At 33.9% G+C, this 21,828-nt stretch carries 18 protein-coding genes; 16 read left to right on the top strand and 2 right to left on the bottom strand.

Annotation, left to right across the window (positions count from 1 at the left end; all coding sequences use genetic code 11):
* The first annotated feature begins 3 nt into the window (after window positions 1-3).
* From LCX93_RS00810 to LCX93_RS00750, 13 genes are read left to right on the top strand one after another with little or no spacing between them, the layout of a single operon-like run.
* A complete protein-coding gene (locus tag LCX93_RS00810) occupies window positions 4-948 on the top strand; it encodes a hypothetical protein (RefSeq protein ID WP_226067221.1) in 945 nt (314 codons plus the stop codon).
* Window positions 933-2,105, top strand: a complete 1,173-nt coding sequence (locus tag LCX93_RS00805) for an ATP-grasp domain-containing protein (RefSeq protein ID WP_226067213.1) — start codon at window positions 933-935, stop codon at window positions 2,103-2,105. The genes LCX93_RS00810 and LCX93_RS00805 overlap by 16 nt, the downstream gene beginning before the upstream one ends.
* A complete protein-coding gene (locus LCX93_RS00800; RefSeq protein WP_226067211.1) occupies window positions 2,092-3,327 on the top strand; it encodes a glycosyltransferase family protein in 1,236 nt (411 codons plus the stop codon). The genes LCX93_RS00805 and LCX93_RS00800 overlap by 14 nt, the downstream gene beginning before the upstream one ends.
* On the top strand, window positions 3,324-4,130 hold the full coding sequence (locus LCX93_RS00795; RefSeq protein ID WP_226067209.1) for a hypothetical protein: 807 nt from the start codon (window positions 3,324-3,326) through the stop codon (window positions 4,128-4,130). The genes LCX93_RS00800 and LCX93_RS00795 overlap by 4 nt, the downstream gene beginning before the upstream one ends.
* Window positions 4,127-4,801: a nucleotidyltransferase family protein gene (locus LCX93_RS00790; protein WP_226067207.1), complete on the top strand. Its 675-nt coding sequence runs from the start codon at window positions 4,127-4,129 to the stop codon at window positions 4,799-4,801. Before LCX93_RS00795 ends, LCX93_RS00790 begins: the two co-directional genes overlap by 4 nt.
* Complete coding sequence (locus LCX93_RS00785) at window positions 4,798-5,808, top strand: GHMP family kinase ATP-binding protein (RefSeq protein ID WP_226067205.1); 1,011 nt, start codon at window positions 4,798-4,800, stop codon at window positions 5,806-5,808. Before LCX93_RS00790 ends, LCX93_RS00785 begins: the two co-directional genes overlap by 4 nt.
* Complete coding sequence (locus LCX93_RS00780) at window positions 5,798-6,958, top strand: DegT/DnrJ/EryC1/StrS family aminotransferase (protein ID WP_226067203.1); 1,161 nt, start codon at window positions 5,798-5,800, stop codon at window positions 6,956-6,958. Before LCX93_RS00785 ends, LCX93_RS00780 begins: the two co-directional genes overlap by 11 nt.
* A complete protein-coding gene (locus LCX93_RS00775; RefSeq protein ID WP_226067201.1) occupies window positions 6,959-7,897 on the top strand; it encodes an NAD-dependent epimerase/dehydratase family protein in 939 nt (312 codons plus the stop codon).
* On the top strand, window positions 7,890-8,831 hold the full coding sequence (locus tag LCX93_RS00770) for a GDP-L-fucose synthase family protein (RefSeq protein WP_226067199.1): 942 nt from the start codon (window positions 7,890-7,892) through the stop codon (window positions 8,829-8,831). The genes LCX93_RS00775 and LCX93_RS00770 overlap by 8 nt, the downstream gene beginning before the upstream one ends.
* On the top strand, window positions 8,824-9,651 hold the full coding sequence (locus LCX93_RS00765) for a transketolase (protein ID WP_226067191.1): 828 nt from the start codon (window positions 8,824-8,826) through the stop codon (window positions 9,649-9,651). Before LCX93_RS00770 ends, LCX93_RS00765 begins: the two co-directional genes overlap by 8 nt.
* Window positions 9,641-10,558: a transketolase family protein gene (locus tag LCX93_RS00760; protein WP_226067190.1), complete on the top strand. Its 918-nt coding sequence runs from the start codon at window positions 9,641-9,643 to the stop codon at window positions 10,556-10,558. Before LCX93_RS00765 ends, LCX93_RS00760 begins: the two co-directional genes overlap by 11 nt.
* A complete protein-coding gene (locus LCX93_RS00755) occupies window positions 10,555-12,015 on the top strand; it encodes a B12-binding domain-containing radical SAM protein (protein WP_226067188.1) in 1,461 nt (486 codons plus the stop codon). The genes LCX93_RS00760 and LCX93_RS00755 overlap by 4 nt, the downstream gene beginning before the upstream one ends.
* Before the next feature lies 1 nt (window position 12,016).
* A complete protein-coding gene (locus tag LCX93_RS00750; RefSeq protein ID WP_226067178.1) occupies window positions 12,017-13,096 on the top strand; it encodes an FkbM family methyltransferase in 1,080 nt (359 codons plus the stop codon).
* Between the two features lie 268 nt (window positions 13,097-13,364).
* Here LCX93_RS00750 and LCX93_RS00745 read toward each other — a convergent pair whose 3' ends face one another.
* Window positions 13,365-14,603, bottom strand: coding sequence for an IS110 family RNA-guided transposase (locus LCX93_RS00745; RefSeq protein WP_226067173.1), 1,239 nt, complete (start codon window positions 14,601-14,603; stop codon window positions 13,365-13,367).
* Between the two features lie 297 nt (window positions 14,604-14,900).
* Here LCX93_RS00745 and LCX93_RS00740 point away from each other — a divergent pair, with 297 nt between their 5' ends.
* Both LCX93_RS00740 and LCX93_RS00735 read left to right on the top strand, forming a co-directional pair.
* Window positions 14,901-16,001 carry a Gfo/Idh/MocA family protein gene (locus LCX93_RS00740; protein WP_226067171.1) on the top strand — a complete coding sequence of 367 codons (1,101 nt, stop codon included), beginning with the start codon at window positions 14,901-14,903 and terminating at the stop codon, window positions 15,999-16,001.
* 38 nt (window positions 16,002-16,039) lie between these two features.
* Window positions 16,040-18,073 (top strand): 6-hydroxymethylpterin diphosphokinase MptE-like protein, encoded by a 2,034-nt coding sequence (locus LCX93_RS00735; protein ID WP_226067169.1) that lies wholly within the window; start codon window positions 16,040-16,042, stop codon window positions 18,071-18,073.
* Between the two features lie 24 nt (window positions 18,074-18,097).
* Here LCX93_RS00735 and LCX93_RS00730 read toward each other — a convergent pair whose 3' ends face one another.
* Window positions 18,098-19,303 carry a flagellin N-terminal helical domain-containing protein gene (locus tag LCX93_RS00730; protein WP_226067167.1) on the bottom strand — a complete coding sequence of 402 codons (1,206 nt, stop codon included), beginning with the start codon at window positions 19,301-19,303 and terminating at the stop codon, window positions 18,098-18,100.
* Between the two features lie 280 nt (window positions 19,304-19,583).
* Between LCX93_RS00730 and topA the strand changes: the two genes are divergently transcribed.
* Window positions 19,584-21,815, top strand: a complete 2,232-nt coding sequence (topA, locus tag LCX93_RS00725; protein ID WP_226067165.1) for a type I DNA topoisomerase — start codon at window positions 19,584-19,586, stop codon at window positions 21,813-21,815.
* Window positions 21,816-21,828 lie beyond the last annotated feature (13 nt).

The raw sequence follows: 21,828 nt of genomic DNA, 5'->3' as shown, positions 1-21,828 counted from the left end.
TTGATGCCCGCCTTAAAAATTGCTTTTTTTACAGAAGCTGGTTCCAAAAGAGGAATGGGACACCTGGTGAGAACATATACACTCTACAAAAAAGCTCTCTCTTTAGGCTTTAATGCATCATTTTATCTCGATAGTGATGTCAATTATGATTATGCTTTTGAAAACTTATGCTATTTCTCTTTTAGAAATTTTCAACTTCAAGAGCAGTATGATGTCATCTTTATAGATAGCTATATAGCTCCCCTTAAAATATATAACGAGATTGCCAAAAACTGTAAGGTTCCTGTTTATTTAGATGACTATGCAAGATTAGAGTATCCCCATGGCATCATCATCAACTTTGCACCTGATGCAAAAAATCTTTTTTTTCAAAAAGAAAAAAAAGAACATGTATACCTTTTAGGCTTACCCTATTTAGTATTACGTGAAGAGGTTTTAACAGCAAAAGTACAGAAAAAGAAACAAATTTTCATTATGCTGGGTGGTGCCGACACACAAGGTCTCACATATCAGATAGTTCATGGTCTAAAATATTTGAAACTTGATACTGTTGTTGTTTGTAACGATAGAGCGACAGTTACAGCTCTCAAGAAGTATGACAATATAACAATACTGTACAAGCCAACAGATAAAGAACTGATAAAACAGATGGCACAAAGTACACTTGCTATTACCACGGCAAGTATGAGTGTATATGAATTAGCTTATCTCAATACATCAAGTCTCATTATTGCTATAACAAAAAATCAATCTATTGGTGTCAAACAACTTATTTCACATAAACTTGCAGCTGCTTTTGTCGATATAACAGAAAGAGATTGGGTAAAAAAGATGGCAGAAAATGTCCAAAAACTTTTTACTACTCGCATCCTTATAAATACAGCTATTTCAACAGATGCAAGTCAAAAAATATACTCAAAGGTACTGAGCTTATGCAAAAACTCTTAATACTTGGTGGAAGCCATAGAGATATTCCACTTATTCAAGCAGCTCAAGCATTAGACTACTTTGTCATTACTCTTGGAAACAGGGACGATTATCTTGGACATAATTACTCAAACAAATATTATAAAATTGATTTTAATGACCTTGAAGCAGTTGAAGCAATTTACCACAAAGAAAAAGTAAGTTACTTGATTCCAGGATGTGGTGAAGAAAGTTATCTAAGCACCGTTACGCTTGCTCACAAACTTAACATAGGTAACTTTGACACCTTAGAAGTAGCACAACTTGTACATAACAAATGGAAATTTAAAGAATTTTGTCTTCATCATAATATATCTACACCAAAAGGCATATATTATAAAGATAATCTAAACAACATCTCTCTATCCTTTCCAATAGTTGTTAAACCTACAAAACTCTCAGGAGGGAGAGGGGTTCAAATTGTAAAAAATAAAGTTGAACTCACGAGCGCATTAAAAGAATCAAGTGCATATTCAGATGAAATTTTTTTAGAAGAGTTTATAGAGGGGAGGCTTATCGCCTGTTCAGTAATACTGCAAAACCAAAAAATCTCTTACTCTTTTTTTGGAGCAGATGAAAGCTACCTTAATAGTTACCTTATAACTACAGCTTATCCTATTTCTTTAGAAAAAACCATCAGAGAGAGATTACTTAACAATATAGGAACTATAGCAACAAAACTACATTTAGTTGATGGAATGTTTCATTTACAAGTTATTATCAAAAATAACATTCCATATATTATAGATGTAACAAGAAGAATAGCAGGTGATTTTTATCCAAAACTCATAGAACTATGCGATAATATCAAATATTCACAAATTGTAATCAAGTCATATACTGGTATTCCCTTAGAAGGAGTACTCTACCCTGAAAAAGAACAAAATTTTATAATTAGACATGTAGTTATGCCTTCAAAAAATGGATTATACACAGGACTTGTTATTGACAAAATTTTACAGCAACACATTATTAATAAATTTGAACTTTTAAAAGAAAACACCTCTATTAAAGATTATTTTCATACACAAATTGCCATTATATTTATCAAGCTTCCAACAAAAGATATAAATATTTTAAACAATATAAATAGCCTTATAAACCCAATTATAGTAGAATACTCTAATGAAAAACAGTAATACACTTTTTATCTCACGCTTCAGTCACAAAAATAAAAACTCACGTCCAGATACATATACTATCTTTGATGCCTATCGCTATGGACTTCATGAAAATCTCCCCAATCTTATAAGTTTAGATTATTATGATTTATATTTTGAAAATGGGAAAAATGATTTTGAAGCCACTTTAGAAAAAATAATTAAAAAAAATCAAATCAAATTTTTTTTCATAAGCTTCGGGGCCGAAGATTTTACAATTGATCTTCAATTTCTTTACAATTTAAAATTAAAATACAAACTTTGTATAATTCAAACCACACAAGACCCAGAAACTTTTTTCGAATCTAGAGACAGATATTACAATCAAATTGCTGATTATATTTTACCATTTACCGTTATACCAAATAATGTCATTTATAAAAATTATAATCTTAAAGCAATCACACTTTACAGCCTATATAACAAAACTATGTTTACAGATTTAAATCTTGAAAAAACAATTGATGTCTCTTTTATTGGCAACGTAAATAAAACCAATAGACATGAATATATAAATTACCTCAAAAAAAACGGTATTAATATTCAAACTTATGGTGTCGGTTCAGACAATGGTTTTGTAAACCATAAGAAAATGATTAAAATCATAAATTCAAGTAAAATAAATCTCAATTTTACAGATAGTGCCTATAGTGACACATTTGATTTTAATACTAATACTAACTTCACTATAGGTACCCATATTAATGCAAGAATACAACAAGCAAAAGGTAGACTTATAGAGATATACTTAACCAATTCATTTTGTTTGAGTCAAGATGGTATTGGAACAAGGGCTCTCTTTGATGATGACCGTATTTGTTTTAACTCAAAAGAAGATTTATTAAAAAAAATACAATATTATTTGTCACATCCACAAGAAAGCTTAAATATAACAAAAGTATTGCACAATCAAGCACTTAAATTTGATGCAAAAGATCGTTTTAAAAAAATTATTCCACAGCTTCACTATAACTCCAATAGGGTAGAAAAACTTTATATTGATAAAAATTTTTTAAAGAATTACACATCTTATCATTTCTTGTTCTTTTTCAACTTCCTATTTAAAGGGAAGTTTTCATTTTTAATTCAAGAAATAAAAATATTTTCCAACTATAAACTATTTGATTTTAAAACAATATATTACCATCTTAAAATGCAATCTATTTATGCCTACAAAAGATACAAAAGGATAAATAAATGATTTTTAATACACTATTTTTATATCATTCAAAAGACGCTTTCATTGAAGACATACTGAAAAAAGGATCTAAAAATTTTACTACATTAAATTATACAGATATACTCAAATATCATAATGATGAATATCTTTATAAATATATTGAAAAGAATATCCAAAAGTATACAATAAACCATATATGTATCTTATTTGATCAAGGTGATGCTTCTTTAAAACTCAATAGGCTCGCTAAAATCAAAAAAATATACCAGTGTAAAGTCTCTTGTATCTTTAAAGATTCGCATAATTCATTTGAATATATTGATAGATATTATGCCCTAATAAGTGATATTATTATTATTCCACCCTTGCAAAATATAGCAGATTTTTACTCTTTACTTGAAATCCCATTTATTTTCGCATCAGATTTACATATTAATATTAAAATTAGGAAACAAAGCATCTTTGCATCATCTCTTATTGCATTATCTACACCATGCCTCTCAACGAACAAACAAATGGAGGGAAGCCTTCTTGATATCTTTATCAACTTGCAAAATATCTCATTGAGCGACAGAATGCTTTTAATCGATAACAAGTACTTCTATAGTGAAAATATTTATACGCTTTATTGGTCTATTTTTAGAATATTGCAACAAAAAAAAATTCTATCTATATTGTCACTTTCTGCTTTAATTATAAAAAATATTTATTTTTTTCCTACAATAATAAAGCTTTTTTTACAAATGAAACAATCGAAAAACTTAGAACAACAGCAGCCTATAGACTTTATCAATCAAGTATTATATAAGGAATATTACTTATGAAAGTAATCATTTTAGCAGGGGGCTTTGGTACTCGCTTACAAAGTTTAGTAAAAGATGTACCAAAACCAATGGCAAAAATAGGAAAAAAACCATTTTTAGAATATATTTTTACAAAACTTTCATCATTTGAAATTGATGAAGTTGTTTTAAGTGTTGGTTATAAACAAAAAATCATAAAAGAATACTTTAAAAACAAATATAAGAATATAAAAATTACCTACTCAAGTGAAACAACACCTCTTGGCACAGGAGGAGCGATAAAGAAAGCTCTTAAACTATTACCTACAGATGAGAATATACTTATTCTAAATGGAGATACATTTTTTAATTTAAAAATTGATGCTTTTTTTGACTTTTCTACAAACTCACTCATTACTATAGCTATAAAGCCTATGCAAAATTTTGAACGTTATGGGAGTGTAATTGTTCACCATAATAGGGTACTCTCTTTTGAAGAAAAAGTGTTTACAAAAAAAGGTTTTATTAATACTGGTGTTTACTCTATAAGTCCAAAAATATTTGAACAACACACACAAAATATTTTTTCTTTTGAAGATTTTTTAAATGAACAAAAAAATATTAAAGCCTATACAGCAAACAGTTATTTTGTCGATATTGGGATACCAAAAGATTATATTAAAGCACAAACAGATTTTAAGGAACTTTTTTGATACTTTCAAGAACACCACATCGTATCTCATTTTTCGGCGGTGGTACTGATTATCCAGAATATTATTTAGAGCATGGTGGGAAAACCTTAGGGGTAACCATAGATAAATACTCTTACCTTAATATACGCAAATTACCACCATTTTTTACTCATAAGCATCGCATAGTTTATTCTCAGCAAGAGAATGTAAATAACTTTAAAGATATTAAACACCCTTCTGTCAGAGAAACATTACAATATTTTGATATTAAACATGGAATTTCTATTAATCATGATGGCGATATACCAGCACGAAGTGGTATGGGGTCGAGTTCAGCCTTTACAGTAGGATTGGTTCAAGCCCTTCATGCCCTTAATGGTGAAATTATTTCTAAAACTGCACTCACAAAAGAAGCTATTTATATAGAACAAAATCTTATTAAAGAGAATGTTGGTTCCCAAGATCAAACTTTTGCAGCACATGGGGGTCTAAATACCATAGATTTTTTACAAAATGGTGAGATAAGTGTTTCTCCTATAATTATGAAACCTCATAGAATGAAAATGTTTCAAGATAATATTATGCTCTTTTTTAGTGGGCTTTCTCGTACTGCGTCAGAAATAGTTAAAGAGCAAAGAGAGAAAACTAACATCAATATCGACAATCTCAACAAAATGAAAGAACTTGTGGATGAAGCACATACAATACTTACAGATAATAGTCGAGATTTACAAGATTTTGGTAGACTTCTTAACCAAACTTGGGAACTCAAAAAAACGCTCTCAAGCAAAATAACAAATGTAGAACTAGACAGCTTATACACAAAAGCTTTAAATGCAGGTGCGATTGGAGGAAAACTCCTAGGTGCAGGAGGTGGTGGGTTCATGGTCTTTTATGTAGAAAAGGAGCATCAAAATAGTGTGATTCAAGCACTTGAAGGCTATCTTCATATTCCTTTTAAATTTGATTTTGAGGGTTCTAAGATAGTTATTTATGAAGATGAAGATAGGAATAAAAATGAATTATGAATTAGCATACTCAACCTTTGGTAGAGAAGAAAAGCAAGCAATGTACGATGTCATAGAGAGTGATATATTTAGTATGGGTAAAAATGTTAAAGCATTTGAACAAGAGTTTGCTGCATTTTTTGGTAAAAAATATGCGGTAATGGTAAACTCTGGAAGTTCAGCAAACTTAGTAGCTATTGCGGCTCTTTTTCATAAAAAAAATGCACCACTTAAACGAGGCGATGAAGTAATAGTCCCTTGCATATCATGGGCAACTACTTTTTACCCTCTACAGCAGTATGGGCTAAAATTAAAATTTGTTGATATTGAAGTTGACACTTTAAACTACGATATCACTGAACTTAAAAAAGCAGCTAGTGAAAAAACAAAGCTTATCTTAACGGTATCTGTTCTTGGTAATCCAAACTATTATGATGCTATTGAAACTATTTGCGAAGAAAACAATATTATGCTATTTGATGACAACTGTGAATCTATGGGTGCCAAATATAATGGAAAATATACAGGAACAAGTGGAATTGTCAATACATTTTCAACATTTTTTTCCCATCATATCTCCACAATGGAAGGAGGACTCATTCTAACGGATGATTTTGAGATATACTCTCTATGTAAATCTCTTCGTAATCACGGATGGACACGAGATCAAGATGAAAACAGCCCTATCTATGAGAAAAAAGATGATGATTTTTTTGAAGCTTATAGGTTTATACTGCCCGGTTATAATGTTCGACCCGGTGAGCTTCAAGGTGCATTGGGACTGCAACAAATTAAAAAACTCCCCGCTATGCTAGAACAGCGAAGAAAAAATGCTCAATATTTTCAAAAGAAATTTGTAAATGATAAAAGGTTTATCATCCAAAAAGAGATTGGTGAGAGTTCTTGGTTTAGTTTTACTATGATTATAAATCCAAAAAGTCATTTAAAGAGAGAAGATGTCTTTAGAGCACTAAAAAAAGCTAAAATTGGTTATAGAATCATTACCGGTGGTAATTTCTTAGAGCATGATGTCATCAAATACTTTGATTATGAAGTTACAAAATCTACAAATGCAAGTTATGCACATAATAATGGCTTTTTCGTTGGAAATGCTCCAAAAGATATGACTCAAGAGATTGATTTACTCTACACAACACTAAAGGATTTATAAATGAGTTTAAACATACTAATTACAGGCGGTGCAGGATATTTAGGCTCGGTGATGGTTCCAGAGTTATTAGCTAGAGGGCATAAAGTGACAGTTTTAGACACATTTATGTTTGGGCAAAACTCTTTAGCGGAAGTGTGTCATCTTGATAATTTTAATGTTGTTAAAGGTGATGCTAGAGATAAAAAACTTCTGCAATCAATGACTAAAAACATGGATGTAGTTATTCCTCTTGCAGCACTAGTTGGGGCACCTCTTTGTAATCGTGATATGATAGGAACCATCAGTACAAATAGAGATGCTGTACAAACACTTTCAGATGTTCTCTCACCTTCGCAAAGAGTTTTAATGCCCATCACAAATAGTGGCTATGGTGTTGGACAAGATGGGATATATTGTACAGAAGAGACTCCTTTAAATCCAATATCAACCTATGGTGTTACAAAGGTTGAAGCAGAAAAAATCATACTTGAGCGTGAAAACTCTATGAGTTTTAGACTAGCAACTGTTTTTGGAATGAGCTCTCGTATGCGTCTCGACTTATTAGTAAATGACTTTACATATAGAGCGGTTAATGATGGTTTTATAGTTATTTTTGAAGGGCACTTCAAACGCAACTATATTCATATTCGCGATGTTGCCAATGCCTTTATTCATGGAATAGATAATTTTGAGAGTATGAAAGGGGAAGCTTATAATGTAGGCCTCTCTGATGCAAATCTTTCTAAGCTTGAATTATGTGAGATTATAAAACAACAAGTTCCAAAGTTTACTATCATGGAAGCCGAAATCGGTAAAGATCCAGATCAGAGAAACTACATCGTTTCAAATGATAAAATAGAGGCAACAGGATTTAAACCAAAATTCAGTCTTGAAATGGGAATAAAAGAACTCATAAAAGGCTATACGATTATAAATAACTCTAAATTTAGTAATGTTTAATAGAAACTCTCTTATATACATAGCTGGACATACAGGACTTCTAGGGAGTGCTCTTTATAAAAGATTGCAAGAGAGTGGATATAAAAACATCATTACTAAAACTCATAAAGAGTTAGAACTTACAGACAAAAGTGCAATTCATACTTTTTTTAAAGAGCAGACAATAGAGTATGTTTTCTTATGTGCAGGAAAAGTTGGTGGTATTATTGGAAACAGAACTGAACCAGCATCGTATTTACACGAAAACTTACTCATTCAAGATAATATTTTTGAAGCTGCCAATAAGCATGAAGTGAAGAATGTAATCTTTTATGGCTCTTCTTGTACTTACCCAAAAATCTGTAAGCAACCTATGAAAGAGGAGTATTGGCTCACAGGGGCTATAGAAGAGACAAGTATGGGTTATGCCGCTGCAAAAATTGCTGGTATTATAGGCTGTAAGTCTTACAATACTCAATATAACACAAACAGATTTATCTGTGTGATTCCAAACTCGATTTATGGTCCAAATGATAATTTTGATTTAAAAAATTCTCATGTTTTTTCTGCTCTAATACAAAAAATAGACACCGCCAAAGAAGTAAATGCTGATACTCTTACACTCTGGGGCAGTGGTAAACCTAGGAGAGAATTCATTTTTAGTGAAGATGTAGCGGATGCAAGTATTTTTCTCATGCAAAATAGCGATAAACTAGAAAACTCTCATTATAACCTTGGAACTGGAGAGGATTACTCCATAAAAGAGTTAGCACAGAGTATCTCTCAGCTTATAGGATACAAAGGAGATATCAAGTGGGATACCAGCAAACCCGATGGAACTATGCAAAAACTACTCGATAGTAATAAAATTTTAGCCTTGGGATGGAAGCCAAAATTTGCACTTGAAGAAGGACTTCTCAAAACATATCAGTGGTACAAGGAAAATTATGCTTGACATAACACAACTCAAAGAAAAAGCAAAATTCATACGGTGTGAAACTCTCAAGATTCACAAACTAGCAGTTGAGACACGTGTTGCATCTTCACTCTCTCCTGTAGAGATTTTTATTGCTCTGTACTATGGGGATATACTTCATTTTAATCCTAAAAATCCAAGAGATGCAAGTAGAGATAGGTTTGTAATATCTAAAGGGCATGGTTCAATCTCTATGTATCCACTGCTTGCAGATTTAGGCTTCTTTGATAAAAAAGAACTAAAAAATGTATGTAAAGATGGTACTTTTTTAGGGGGGATACCTGATCCCATTATACCAGGGTATGAGACAGTCAATGGATCTTTAGGACATGGTTTAGGTGTGAGTTGTGGTATAGCTGTCGCCTTAAAAGCACAAAATAAAGAGCAAAATGTAGTCGTATTAACGGGAGATGGTGAGTTAAACGAGGGTTCTAACTGGGAGGCTATAATGTTTGCACCGCAGCACTCCCTAGATAATCTCACACTCATTGTAGACTATAACAAAGTCTCCATGCTTGACTATAGTAAGAATATTATCAACCTAAACTCTCTAAGTAAAAAAATGAATGCCTTTAATTGGAAAGTTTATGAAGTTGAGGATGGTCATGATATAGAAGAGGTACAGAGTGTTTTAAAAGATGCTATAACAAATAGAGAAGCACAACCAAAAGTTGTTATAGTCAATACTATTAAGGGTAAAGGTGTTCCCTTCTTAGAGACACACTCCCTAAGTCATATTCTCTCAGTCAAGCCTGAAGATATCGGTACTCTCATTAAGGAGATTCAAAATGCAGATTAAAGCGATGCGAGATACCTTTTTAACAGCTTTGTATGAGAAAATGAAAACAAATAGTACTATTTTCTTTCTCTCTGCTGATTTTGGTGCACCCATAGTCGATAAAATTCGTGAAGATTTTCCAGATAGGTTTATCAATGTCGGTATAGCAGAGCAAAACCTCATCAATCTAGGCACAGGTTTAGCACTCGAGGGTTTTAATGTCTATCTCTATGCGATAGCTCCTTTTATCACTATGCGATGTTTTGAGCAAATTCGAGTGAATATTGCAGTACTCTCACATATCAGAGAGATGAATATCAATATAATAGGTGTTGGTGCAGGTGTAAGTTATGCTATGAGTGGACCTACTCACCACTGCTTAGAAGACCTCTCTATTATGAAGACACTTCCAAATATGGAAGTTTTTTCTCCTAGTGACTACTCCTTATCTGCAGCATATATGGAGAGAACTTTAGCCATTAAAAAACCAAAATACATACGACTAGATGCAAAGCCTATGCAGAGTTTATCTCAAGATATAAAGAATTTTGATGATGGTTTTAGAGTTTTACAAGAGGGGAAACATGTAGCCATAATTTCTACTGGGTATATGACTCAAAAAGCGATGGAGATTGTAAAAGAGTTTAATATCATGCTTATTGACCTATATTTTTTAAACACCTACAATAAAGGTAAACTCACAGAGCTCCTCAAAAACACTCATACAATCATCACACTTGAAGAAGCTTTTAGTTCTAGTGGTGGCTTGGATGCTGAGATAAATTACAACTTTAAAGATAAAAAAGTAATTAACTTAGGATTTGACAAAAAATATATCTTTGAAGTAGGAAGCCGTGAGTATGTTCATGAAAAAAATAATCTAGGAGTTGCAAACATTCAAAAAGAGATACAAAAGGTTTTGAGATGATAGACATTGTATTTATAAACCCAGGTGATAGAAAAGCGGTTTTTCAAGACCTTGGAAAAGATTTAACCGCAATAGAACCTCCTTTTCAAATTGCCTCTTATGCAAGTTATTTACGTAGTGAAGGCTTTAGTGTAGCGATTATTGATGCTAATGCAGAAAATATTACACCCCAAGAGACAGCACAAAAAGTTAAGGAACTAAACCCTCTCTTGAGTGCAGTTATTGTATACGGAAATCAACCATCCGCATCAACACAAAATATGAGCATTACCGGTAAAATCGTAACAGCACTCAAGCAACTCACAGATGCTACAGTAGCACTTGGAGGGCTACATGCCTCTGCACTCCCACAAAGAACACTCCAAGAGGAGGATGCTGACTTCATTATAGAGGGTGAAGAACAGATTCCACTCAAGGAGTTACTTGAATACTTAAAAGGTACTCTAGAGTTATCTCAGGTAAGTGGAGTTTGGTACAAAAAAGACAATACAATCAGAAATAATCCAAAACCACCACTCATCAAAAATCTTGATAAATATTTACCAATAGCAGCATGGGACTTGTTACCTATGGGTAAATATAGAGCTCATAACTGGCACTGTTTTGATGATATAAAAAACAGAATGCCCTATGGAGCAGTTTATACATCTTTAGGCTGTCCTTATAGATGCACATTTTGTTGTATTAATGCACCTTTTGGTGGGTCAAGTATTCGCTATCGTTCTCCCGAACTAGTTGTCCAAGAGCTTGAGTTACTAAGTAAGCAGTATGGTATAAAAAATATAAAAATAATTGATGAAATGTTTGTACTTGATGAAAGACATTACATGAAAATAGTTGATTTAATTATAGAAAAAGATTTAGAGTTAAATATTTGGGCTTATGCAAGAGTTGATACCGTACATGAGAACACTCTAAATAAAATGAAAAAAGCAGGCTTTCACTGGTTAGCCTTAGGAATTGAATCTGCAAATGCAGAAGTTCGTGATGGTGCCTCAAAAAAGATGAGAGTCAATGATATTCAAACAATAGTCAGAAAAATTCAAGATGCAGGGATTAGGGTCATTGGTAATTATATATTTGGTCTGCCTGATGATACAATAGAGTCTATGCAAGAAACATTAGATATGGCCAAAGAACTCAATTGTGAATTTGCAAACTTTTATTGTGCCATGGCATATCCAGGATCAGAACTTTATAATATTGCACTCAAAGAGGGATTGGAACTTCCAAAAGAGTGGACAGGATATTCTCAACACTCTTATGATATTCAACCCCTACCATCAAAGAGTGTAAGTGCGAAAGATATTGTAGCTTTTAGAGATCAAGCATTTCAGACATATAATACTAATCTAAAATATTTGAATATGCTTGAGAAAGAATTTGGATATGATGTACGAAACTATATTGTTCAAATTAGTAAGACTCATCTCAAACGAAAAATATTAGGAGACTAACTTGAAAGATGTTGCAATATATGGATTAGGTGCATTTGGACAATTATTTCTTAAAGCAATGAAAAAAAATATTACCCTATTTATTGATGATTTTTCAAACTTCGAACAGTATCAAGGTATACCTTTAAAAAAACTCTCAGAGCTACCTAAGGATACAAAAATTTATATCTCTATTTTGCAACATTCAAAAAAAATTGAAAGAGAATTACAAAACAGAGGGTTTACCAATGTAATTAATTTTACACAAGCCATTTGTGAACTCCCAAATATATTAGAACTCATAGCAGACAGAGGATATTTGTGGCTTGTTAAAGATACAAACAGAATGGTTAATGAAGATAAACTCCAAAAACTACATTCACTTTTAAAAGATGATATATCTAAAAATATTTTAACAAAAATTATTATGCTACGTAAAACATTAGATACACAGTACTATATCAAACCAAAAGATACTGAATACTTTCCTTCAGATATCCCTATAACAAAAAACCTTACAAGCATTAATTTTATTGACTGTGGGGCTTATACTGGTGACACTATTGAAGAATTAATGCAACAGAATATAAAAATAGATACTGCACTCTCATTTGAACCAGATACAAAAAATCTAATAAAACTTCAGAATAGACTCTCGGTGCTAAGTGTAAAGCATTCGAAAACAAACTTTTTTATCTACCCCGCCGGGGTTTATTCTAAAAATAATATCTTAAAATTTTCAAATTCAGGGATAGATTCAAGTGCTAGTTTTGATTCAAACTCAGATATAGAAGTACCTGTAATCGCTTTAGACAGTGTAATACTCAATGCAAATCCGAATTTCATTAAAATGGATATAGAAGGTGCAGAAACAGAAGCACTTATTGGTGCAACAAAAACCATTCAAAAATATAAGCCAAATTTAGCAATCTGTCTTTATCATAAACCAGAAGACTTATGGGAAATACCTCTTCTCATTCAAAAAATTGAACCATCGTACGATATGTATATTCGAGTACATGAAGATATGTGTCTGAGTACTGTTCTTTATTGTATTCCAAGCAATCCTATAAAGAATAACTTAAACGGAGCGAAAAAATAAAAAAGACAATAGTCCCGTAACAATAAACTTTCAAAGAACATTTTTAAGAGCCTTTTGGCTCTTAAGAGCGTTTGATTTTTGAAGCACTTTTTACAAGTCATTATCTAGAATTTGACTCAAGTGTTTCAATGATCAAACAACTAAAAAACTGTTTGGTTGACAATGATAAAGTGCTAGGTGCCCCTTGAGGGTATAGACTGTTATATAATTGTCTATATAGTGTTTATCAAGTTCTATAACAACTTATTGTTAAATAGTTGAATGAAACTCAAGATGCTGATGCCTGAAATACCCTTTGAGGATTATAGGCAACATTGTTTTTATAAATAGCTAAAATGATATGAGCAAGTTTCCTTGCAACAATGACTACAGCCTCTTTTTTGGCTCTGCCTTGAGAGACCTTGTCTCTAAAGAGCTTATTAAGTTCATTATTATGTCTAATAGCTGCAATGGCAGCTTGATATAACGCTTTTTTAGCTAACTTTGCACCTCTCTTTGCAATAGGACCATAACTAAGCTTATTGCCAGATTGCTCTATTGTAGGATAGAGGCCCAAATAACCAATAAGATGAGAGTTGTTTTTAAACCTGCTCAAATCCCCACACTCACTAATGAGTGCAAAGATGGTTTTATCACTTACACCAGGAATGGTTCGAAGGTTATCAATAATATCCATGACCTCTTGCTCCTCATCCCTCTCAAGTTGTGGTGCTTGATGAAAAAGCTTTAGCATCTCATTTTCAAGCTCTTTAAGCTCCTCTTGTAGAAGTTTAATAAGTCGAATATGAGACTTTATGACATAAGCTCTCTCATCTACACCATTACCCTGATAGACAGAGTGTTTGGCTAACTCTAAAAGCTTTTGTGCTTTTTGCTCATTAAAGTTATTGCCTTTAATACCTCGAAAAGTTTTAAGTATCCTCTGCGCACTGGCATACTCATAATGCTTTGCAGTTGGATACTTTTCAAGTAGAGCAAGCCCCGTTACATTAAATGGGTCTTTTATTACCTGTTCCATCTCAGGAAATACTACAGCTAAGAGTGTAGATATCTGTCGTTTATGCTTTTTTATCTCCTCAAGGAGATTATTCTTATGTCTATAGAGTGATTTAATACTTTGGTAAGTATCTTCACTCACATAAGCTTTAGAGTATCTACCTGATTTGATAAGAGCTGCTATCATTAAAGCATCAATGTTGTCATTTTTTACTTTTTTCATACTGTCCATCTCTCTAAATCTATTTGTTTGATAAGGATTGAGTAATAGTACATTAAATCCTTTTTCACTCAAATAAAGGTAGAGATTTTCAAAGAAGATTCCTGTTGCTTCCATACCAATGGTAAAGGTTGAAACTTCATCAATAGAGTTCAAAAGTAAAACCAATTCACTAAAGCCATTCTCGTCATTATTAAACTTGAGTGACTTCTTTATTACTTTATCATCTTGATTAACCACACAGGCAACATGAAAACTCTTTGCTATATCTATACCTACATAATAGTGCATTGTGCATCCTTTCATTTGTTTAACTTTTTCTTACAGCCTCGTAACGATAGAGGATTGAGATAAAACCCATCCTGGCATCCTATAGGTAAGTTACACAAGTTAAACGCAGTATGCTTTCTTAGATAGTGGCATAAAACCTCATAAGGAAAAATGACTGTCATTCAACTCTTTAACTGTAAGTTGTTTTAGTATTTGACAAACACAAAAACGACTTTATCAAAAACTAAAAAACAATTATCAAACCACTACTCCCTTGGATGTAATGACTTGATAAATTTATTATACGAGGAATTAATAATGTATAAATTAGCATTTATAGGTGGTAGTCTAGACTCTATCGCCGGATACCCACACTTCATCGCTTCGCAAATGGATAGACGTTTTGAAGTAGTTGCCGGTGCCTTTAGTACACAACAAGAAACTAATTACAAAACAGCCACACAATGGAAAGTCCCTGCTCTTTATGATACCTGGCAAGAGCTTGTAGAAAAAGAAAAAAATAATCTTGACGCTATAGTGATACTTACACCAACTCCTATGCACTGTACAATCATCATTGAACTACTTAAGAACAACATTCCTATACTTTGTGAGAAACCGCTAGTGAGTTCACTCCAGGAAATAGAAGCAATAAAAAAAGTATATGATGAAAAAAAGCATTTTTTAGTTGTCACGAATAATTACAGTGGCTACCCAATGGTACGTGAGCTGCAACATAAAATTGCCAACGATGAACTGGGAAAAATACTGCATATTCGATTAAAAATGCCTCAAGAAAGCTTCCTAAGACCGCCAAAAAGTATAAAATATCCTCAAAAATGGAGGCTAAAAGATGGCTTTATTCCAATGATAAGCTTAGACCTTGGTGCACATCTTCATCATTTAGCTTATTTCCTACTTCAAGAAGAGCCATCAAAAGTCATGGCAACTTATGCGAGTTTTTCGCAATATAACGTCATAGATGATGTAAACATGATGCTCGAATATAAAAGTGGAATAAAAGGCAATATATGGCTCAGTAAAACCGCTTTAGGCAATAGGAATGGCTTACATATAGAAGTTTATGGCAGTAAGGCGAGTGCCTTATGGCATCAAGAAAATCCAGAACAGTTAGAATTTTCTTATTCATCCGGACAAAAGACCATTATAGATAGAGGAAGTGATGTTGAAATAACCAACAATCCTTTATACAATCGCATGACACCTGGTCATCCGGCAGGCTTTATTGAGAGTTTTGCAAATTTATATAATGACATAGCGAATGAATTGGATAATTTCTTTAACGACACAAAACTAGACTCTAAATATGTTTACAGTTTTGAACATGCAAAAAATGGTATCAATCTATTGCACCAGGCAAGTCAATCAAACAAGAATAAAGAATGGACTCATATATAATTGGAATGTTTAATGCTTAAAAATACAAAAGGATTTTTATGCACGATGTACAAAGAAAAGCAGTATTTACCTACCAAGAAAATTTATTTTACTTTCAAGAGAAGCACCCGGACCTTTACTCAAAGTTAATTGCTTTAGATACCCTGCTCAATGAAGGAAAGTATCCACAAAAATATGATTTAGAGTATAAAAATAATTATTTTGATGTTGTAGAACTTCACAATAATACATACCTGTATAACACTAACTCTCTCCAACATGCGCAACAAATGAGTGATAATGTGACGTTTACCAAACAAGACCATGCCATTGAAACATTTCACAATATTTCATTTGAAGTTGAATCTCTTAAAGCGGATGATTTAAAATCTATTAATCCATATTTATCCAATGTCTCCCTTGCTCCTATAGTGCACTACTATAATGCGAATATTCCAACACCTTCTACTCTGACTAAGATATACAAATATATCTTTTTTGGCACAGGACTGGGACTGCACTTAGAAACAATCACAAAAAAAGTCAATGCAAATATATACTGGATTATAGAAGATGACTTAGAACTTTTTAGACTTTCTCTCTTTACATGTAATTATAAAGATATCTTTCAAAACACATCTGCCTACTTTTCTATAGCTCAAAATGATGCAGAATTTTCACAAATATTCTCATTGTTTTATACGAGACTTATTATAGAAAATCATTTTTTAAAGTTTTCCATCTTTTCTTCAAAAGATGAAAAAAACATCAAAAAAGTACAAACAGAAATCACAATACGACCAGAAAAAGTTTATACACATAATACACTTTTATTAAAATGCGGTCGCGTTTTACATCGTCTGAAACAAGGCTATAAATTTATCTCTATGGAAGAGAAAAATCTTGATTTTTTTCAAGATAAACCCATTTTAACACTTGGTGCCGGACCTTCATTGCAAAAGAACGAAAAGTGGCTTCAAGAAAACCATCAAAAATTCATTATTATTGCTCCATTTATGACACTTAGATTTCTTTACGAAAGAAAAATTATTCCTGACATTATTGTTCACATTGATGAACAGGATCATATCGTTAAACAAGAGCTTCAAAAACTTGCAGATTACAAAGAAAATTTCAAAAAATCTATTGTCGTTTTTTCTGCTTCTGCACCCCAAATACTTTTTGATACTTTTAACAAAAAAAATATTTATCTTATGGAAGATAAAACAAACTATAAAGAAGGTCAATCTCTCGAAGGCATAGCAAGCGTTGGAGAAACTATCGTTGCAATTGCCCTGAGCTTCTCCAGTCACGATATCTATATGCTTGGACTGGATTTAGCCCTCAGTGACGATGGTGCAAGCCATATATCAGAACATTCTACCGATCATAACGTAGATACTTCTCATGACAAAAACATACAAGAACAAAATACACTACGAGAATCTGTCCTCCAAGTGCAGGGAAATTGTAAAAACATTGTTTTCACAACACCTCTTTTTGAAATGTCTATACGCGCTATGAATTTTCAACTGCAAAAATCTTTTACGCAACAAAGACGAGTCTTTAACCTCAGCCAAAATGGAGCCTATTTTCAAAATACTATACCAATAAACATCACCGAAGTAACACTCAATCAACATATCAAAAATAAAAATACATATAAAGAGCTTCAAAATCATCTTGACTTATACTCTTCAGATAAACTGACACAAAATGAGATAATATTATTACAAAACAGAATGGCTACATTAAAGCTTTATTTAAAAGATTTGGAAGAATACTACCATGCTCCAACAGCAAATAGTCAAAACTTTATTCAAAATTTTGCATTACTAATCACTAAATATCTCCAAAGGCCAAATGATGAACTATATCAAATTACATTCGGTTATATTTTAGAAACAACAACATATATTGCAGATTTCTTTTCTACAAAAGAGCTAAAAAATGAAAAAAAACATGTAAAAAAACTCAAAAAAATGTTTTATATTTTAGTTTTAAATATTTTAAAAAGGTATGAAAGAGATTTGTCCTCAGTTCTTGAAGAGATTGAAAAAGGGAAAGTTTCTGTTTCCAAGCAAGAAACTTGAAAACAGAAAAAAAACTACCTTAGCTTATTGAAGTAATCTAAGAACATTTTGCTGTACAGCATTTGCTTGACTCATAGCATATGAACCGGACTGTGCAAGGATGTTAAGTTTAGAGAAGTTTGCACTCTCTGCCGCAAAATCAACATCACGTATCTGTGATTCTGCTGCGGTTACATTCACTTGAGTAACAGAAATATTTCTAATAGTTGACTCTAGTTGATTTTGAACAGAACCGATGTCTGAACGAGTATTATCTACATCACGTAAAGCGTAGTCAGCAATAATAACTGCTTTTTCTGCATTTTCACGTGTTGTCACATCAACAGTCGAAAGGTTATTAGTCAAATCTGCACTTGCAGCAGTTGCAGCATAAGCTAAATTCCCTGCTCCTGTAGCACCTGTAGCACTGATACCAGACAAGTCACCGGCAGAATCTAAGCGTATACCATACTCAGGTGCAGCTCCGGTTGATTGAGGATCTTCATAAAGGCTTGCTCGAATATCAGCACCTGCTGTTTGCGCAGCGGCATTAAATGCATCTACCTGTGCTTGCGCAATAGCGTATGCATCATTTGATCCACTTGCAATAGTAATTGAAGCAGTAACAGTAGCAGTTGTTCCATCAGCATTTGTCACAGTAGCACTTAATGTCGATGTATTACCTGCAAAACCAGCTGTCGTAGAAGTAAATCCAGAAGTTGACTCTGCAAGAGCAAACTTAGATACAGAAGCCGTCTGTGTATCTGAAATAGAAAGTTTTACTGTCTCACCAGCATATGCACCAACATGAAATGCTTTGTTTTGGTAAGCACCGTTTAAAAGTGTTTGCCCGTTAAATGAAGTCGTAGAAGCAATATTTTGCGCCTCTTCAAGAAGTCTGTCGATATCTGCCTGAATTTTTTTACGTGTATCCAATGTTTGTCCATCAGATGCTGCTTGAATCGCTTTCGTTCTTACAGTATCAATAATTTTGGTATACTCATCCAAAGCACCGTCAGCAGTTTGTGTTACACCAATACCGTCATTGGCATTGTTGATAGCCTGACCAAGACCCTGTGCCTGTTGGCGAAGAGAGTTGGCAATTGCCAAACCAGACGCATCATCCGCCGCTTTGTTAATACGAAGACCTGAACTTAATGCATTTAAACTTTTGTCTAAGCCTAAGTTGGTTTGTGTTGCATTACGCAATGCATTCATTGCCGCAACATTTGTGTTAATTCTAAATCCCATAATAAATCCTTTTCTATGGAAGAGCCTGTCGCTCTTAGTTTTTTTGTTCTCTTAAGACATCCTTGCCTTGAGACTGTAACAATATCGTCACTCAAAAAAATAACTTTAGCTTTTTTTGTAAATTTTTTTAAACTGTCCTTTTACTGCCACTCTCAGCCAGGACTACAAAAAACTTAGGTATTTTCTATACCGGCTAAAAACAGATTTCGTAATTTTATTCTTTTTCGCTACACTTCCAAAACAAAAACCCAAATCACTATACTATATATAGGAAAACTATTTGAACTTAATAATCGTCGAATCACCCGCAAAAGCCCGTACTATCAAGAACTTTTTAGGTAAAAACTATGATGTTATTGCCTCCAAAGGACACATCCGAGATTTGCCAAAATCCCGTTTTGGTATTACGATAGATGAAGAAACTCACGAAATTATTCCAAAATACTCTGTCGCTAAAGAAAATGCGCCAACTGTCAAAGAGATTAAAGAAAAAGCTAAAAAAGCTGACACGATTTATATCGCGACCGATGAGGACCGTGAGGGAGAAGCAATTGGCTGGCATATTGCCCATGCTATCAAAAAAGACCCCGAAACACTCCCGCGTATTGTCTTTCATGAAATTACAAAAACAGCCATCAAGCATGCCCTTGAAAATGCAAGAAAAATCGACATGGACATGGTAAATGCCCAGCAGGCTCGTCGTTTGCTTGACCGCATCGTCGGTTACAAGCTCTCGCCTCTGCTGGCTTCAAAAATCCAAAAAGGGCTCAGTGGCGGGCGTGTGCAAAGCTCGACACTCAAGCTTGTCGTGGACCGTGAACGCGAAATCAAAGCCTTTGTTCCTCAGGAATACTGGACAATTGACACGCTTTTCAAGCCAAATATCGAAGCCAATCTTATCAAACACAAAGAGCAAAAGATTTCCAAACTCTCCATAGAGAACAAAGATCAGGCAGAGGCAATTACCCAAAGTGTCAAAAATGATGCCTTCAAAATTGCCAAAATAGAAACAAAACAGCGAAAAAGTGCCACACCGCCACCGTTTATGACTTCAACCCTGCAGCAAACCGCCTCAAGCAAGCTCGGGTTTACACCGAAAAAAACAATGATGGTCGCCCAGACGCTGTATGAAGGTGTCAAAACTCCAGATGGGACTTCAGGGGTCATTACCTATATGAGAACCGATTCACTCAACCTCGCACAAGAAGCTGTGGGTGCAGTCCGAGGTATCATTGAGAGCCGTTACGGCAAGAAATATCTGCCAAAAGAACCAAAGGTTTATACGAAAAAATCAAAAGGCGCACAGGAGGCTCACGAAGCCATCCGCCCGACTATGTTGCAGTTTACGCCTGAAGTGGCACAAAAGTTTTTAAAAGCTGATGAGATTAAGCTTTATCGTTTGATTTATGAGCGTTTTATGGCATGTCAGATGGAAGATGCGCTTTTTGAACAGCAAAGCATCATCTTTCAAGGCAATGAAAATGAGTTCCGTGCAAGCGGACGCAAACTCATTTTTGACGGTTTTTATGCAGTCACGGGAGCAGAAGACAAAGACAAACTTTTACCTACTTTAAAAGAGGGCGACACAGCAGAAATACAAAGCGTAAAACCTGAGCAGCACTTTACCGAGCCGCCATCACGCTACAGTGAAGCGAGTCTGATTAAAAAACTCGAATCTGAGGGCGTTGGGCGTCCGTCAACTTATGCACCGACGATTGCCACGCTTTCAAACCGGACCTATGTCACTATAGAAAAGAAACAGATTATTCCGACAGAAATCGCTTTTACCGTAACAGAAATTTTGGAGAAAAACTTTCCAAACATTGTAGATATTAACTTTACGGCAGAGATGGAAGAAGAACTCGATGAGATTGCCGAAGGCAAAGTAGACTGGCAGAAACTGCTCCTTGAGTTTTATGAAAAATTTATGAAACAGATCGAAGCAGGCAAAGAAAACATTGTCTCACTCAAACTTGCCAAACCGCTTGGACGTACCTGCCCTAAATGCGGAGAGCATGAGTTACTTCTTAGAAGCGGACGCTTTGGAAACTTCATCGCCTGCAGCGGTTTTCCAAAATGTAAATACACAGAGCAGTGTGACGAAGAAGGCAATCCGGTTGAGAAAAAAGAGACAACGGCCGATGAGAAATGTGACAAATGCGGTGCAGATATGATAGAAAAAAATGGTCGCAACGGAAAATTTCTTGCATGTTCTAATTATCCGGAGTGTAAAAATACAAAAAGCATCAATGTTGAAGAAAAAGTCAGCGAAACGCCTTGTCCTGACTGTGGCGGAAAAATCAGCCTGAAAAACTCACGCCGAGGCCCTTTTTGGGGATGTGAAAATTACCCTGATTGTAAATTTATCTCAAAGTTTGAGCCGACAACAATCAAGTGTAAAGAGAAAGGATGTAAAGGTGTGCTTGCGCCTCGTACATACAGGAACAAAGAAGTGTATGAGTGTGTGAAGTGTAAAGCGCGTACACCTCGTGAAGAGATAGACAAAGCTTAAGAGCCGTCTCAGT

The sequence above is a fragment of the Sulfurimonas sp. SWIR-19 genome, from assembly GCF_020410885.1.
Lineage (GTDB): Bacteria > Campylobacterota > Campylobacteria > Campylobacterales > Sulfurimonadaceae > Sulfurimonas > Sulfurimonas sediminis.
The sequence above is the reverse complement of the archived record's forward strand: the minus strand, read 5'-3'. Positions and strand labels throughout refer to the sequence as shown.